This window comes from Cellulomonas sp. P5_C6, assembly GCF_054049635.1.
Genome location: NZ_JBFULZ010000297.1, coordinates 1 through 3,094, shown reverse-complemented (window position 1 = coordinate 3,094; position 3,094 = coordinate 1). Strand labels below are relative to the sequence as shown.

At 71.6% G+C, this 3,094-nt stretch carries 3 protein-coding genes; 2 read left to right on the top strand and 1 reads right to left on the bottom strand.

All coding sequences use genetic code 11. The annotated features are described in order from the left end of the window. Positions 1-88 precede the first annotated feature (88 nt). Complete coding sequence (locus tag ACXJKG_RS20360; RefSeq protein ID WP_456847540.1) at positions 89-1,210, top strand: YlbL family protein; 1,122 nt, start codon at positions 89-91, stop codon at positions 1,208-1,210. Here the strand turns inward: ACXJKG_RS20360 and ACXJKG_RS20355 are convergent, their stop codons facing one another. Next, positions 1,211-1,750: a PPA1309 family protein gene (locus tag ACXJKG_RS20355; RefSeq protein WP_456847539.1), complete on the bottom strand. Its 540-nt coding sequence runs from the start codon at positions 1,748-1,750 to the stop codon at positions 1,211-1,213. Positions 1,751-1,901: 151 nt separating this feature from the next. Here ACXJKG_RS20355 and ACXJKG_RS20350 point away from each other — a divergent pair. After that, positions 1,902-3,094: UPF0182 family protein (locus ACXJKG_RS20350; RefSeq protein WP_456847538.1), on the top strand; the 1,193-nt coding region annotated here is incomplete at its 3' end.

Below are 3,094 nucleotides of genomic sequence, written 5' to 3'. Positions count from 1 at the left end.
CCGCGGTGGCGCTCATCGGCACCGCCGCGGTGTGGCGTCAGGCGCGGGCGCGTCGGCGACCGTGAGCGCGACAGGGGATGATGTGCCGGTGCTGGACGAGTCCTCCCCCTCCCCGTTCGACGACGCCCTCGGCGAGCCCGAGCCGGAGTTCGAGCGCGAGCGCGTCAGCCCCCGGTCGATCATGCTGTCGGTCGGCATGCTGGTCACGGCCCTGCTGCTCGCCGCGCTGGTGATCATGCCGGTGCCGTACGCCGTCAACAGCCCGGGCCCGACGCGCGACGTGCTGGGCGAGCACGACGGCACGCCGCTCATCCAGATCTCCGGCGCCGAGACGTACGACTCGACCGGCGAGCTGCGCCTGACCACCGTGTCGGGCACGGGCGGCCCCGGCTTCCCGTCCAGCGTCGTCGGCGTGCTGCAGGGCTGGTTCTCGAAGTACGTCGTCGTGAAGCCGGTCGAGCTGCTCTACCCGCCGGACCAGACGCAGGACCAGATCAACGAGTCGAACACGGCCGAGATGGTGTCCTCGCAGGAGAACGCCACCGTCGCCGCCCTCTCCGAGCTCGGGTACGAGGTGCCGGCCACGCTCGTCGTCGCCGGCACGGTCGAGGGCTCCGACGCCGAGAGCAAGGTCGAGGAGGGCGACGTCATCGTCGCGCTCGACGGGGTCGCCGTCCCCGACTACCAGGGTCTGATCGAGCAGCTGGGGACCGTCGAGCCGGGGTCGACCGTGACGCTCACCGTGCGCCGGCACGGGCAGGCCGTCGACGTGCCCATCGTCACCGGCACCAAGGACGACGGCCACGCGCAGATCGGCGTGTACATCGACCCGACGTTCGACCTGCCGGTGGACGTGACCATCAGCATCGACGACATCGGCGGCCCGAGCGCCGGGACCATGTTCGCGCTGGGCATCATCGACAAGATGACGCCCGAGGACGAGGCGGCGGGCAAGGACATCGCGGGGACCGGCACGATCGACGTCACGGGCGAGGTCGGCGCGATCGGCGGGATCCGGCAGAAGCTCGCCGGGGCCAAGCGCGACGGCGCGACGTGGTTCCTGGCGCCGGACTCGAACTGCGACGAGGTCGTCGGCCACGTGCCCGACGGGCTGCGCGTGGTGAAGATCTCGACGCTGCACGAGGCCCGCGAGGCCATCACGGCGATCGGGGCGGGGACCGCCGACGACCTGCCGACCTGCACCAAGTAGTCAGTCGAGGGTCGACCGCACGGCGGCGACGAGCCCGGGCACCAGGTCCGGGCCCTGGGCCACCTGGTCGTCGTCGTCGTTCGCGCGCGAGCGCACGGCGCACCAGGCCGGACCGCCGCGCAGCGCGCCGACGACGAGGCGGACGTCCTGCCGCTCCGGGTGGTTCAGCAGGTAGTCCAGGGCCGCGTCGGTGTCGTGCGGCATGGCCTCCTCCGCGGCGGGCGGCAGGACGACCCGCTCGACCGTGACGGCCATCCCGTCGACCGTCGACGGCCACGACAGTCCGGCCAGCAGCGTCTCGAGGTCCGGCGCCTGCGGGAGCTCCTCCTGCTCGACCGACGTGAGGTGCCACGGCTCGGTGCGGGCGGCCGCGAGCACCGCGGGATCCAGCTGGTCGGCGAGGCCCGGCTCGGTGAGCAGCATCGCCTGCGTGCGCACGAGGGCGAACACGCGCACAGGTGCGTCCCAGCCTGCGGCGGCGACGTGGTGCTCGATCTCGCGCACGGAATCGGCGAGGACGGCCAGGGAGGGTTCGGTCACCGGCTCATGGTCGCATCCGTGTGGGAACCTGTGCCTCGACCGGCACGTTCAGCGTGCGAGTGGTGTGCGTCCTGTGCGCGTCGCTCGGCGCAGCCCTCGGCCGCGTCGCCTGTGTGTGATCTCTGTTGCCGACGACGAGGACTGCCACGCCGTGACCTTCGCCAGCCCGCCCCGACCCCGCCCGGCACGACCGCGGCGGCGCGGTGCGCTCGCCCCGACGCTGGTCGTCCTCGGGGTCCTCGTCGTCCTCGTCCTGATCCTCGCGCAGGTGTGGACCGAGGTGCTCTGGTACCGCCAGCTCGGCTTCACCAACGTGATCGCGACGGAGTGGGGCACCCGCGCCATCCTGTTCGTGCTCGGGTTCGCGGTGATGGCCGGGGCGGTGTTCTGGGCCCTCAACTTCGGGTACCGCTCGAGGCCCGTGTACGCGCCGTCGACGCAGGAGCAGGCCAACCTCGACCAGTACCGCGAGGCCATCGAGCCCCTGCGACGCCTGGTCATGATCGTCGGCCCCGCGGTGCTCGGTCTGTTCGCCGGCGCGGCCGCGTCGCAGCAGTGGCAGACGATCCAGCTGTGGATGCACGGCTCGTCCGTCGGCAAGACGGACCCGCAGTACGGCATCGACCTGGGCTTCTACCTATTCACGCTGCCCGGCCTGCGGTTCGTCGTGTCGTTCCTCATGGCCGTCACGGTGCTCGCGGGCATCGGCGCGCTGGCTACGCAGTACCTCTACGGCGGCCTGCGGGTCGGCGGCCAGCGCGGGGGAGCACCGCGGACCACGCGGGCCGCGCGCATCCAGCTGTCGATCATCGCCGCCGTGCTCATGCTGCTCATCGCGGCGAGCTACTGGCTGGACCGCTACTCGATCCTGATGAACACCAAGCGGGACCAGAAGTTCGCCGGCGCCTCGTTCACCGACGTGCACGCGGTCATCCCGTCCAAGGCGATCCTGGCCGGCATCGCGATCTTCGTCGCGCTGATGTTCATCCTCACCGCGATCCGCGGCAACTGGCGCCTGCCGGCCATCGGCGTCGGGCTCATGATCGTGGCCGCGATCGCCGTCGGCGGCATCTACCCGGCCGTCGTGCAGCGCTTCCAGGTGCAGCCGAACCAGCAGGACGCCGAGGCCGACTACATCCAGCGCAACATCGGCGCGACGCTCGACGCGTACGGCCTCGACGACGTCGAGAAGTCCGACTACGACGCGAAGGTCACCGCCGAGGCCGGCGCGCTGCGCGCCGACGCCGACACGACGGCGTCGATCCGGCTGCTCGACCCGCAGATCGTCAGCCCCTCGTTCAAGCAGCTCGAGCAGATCCGCGCGTTCTACGACTTCCCGGACTC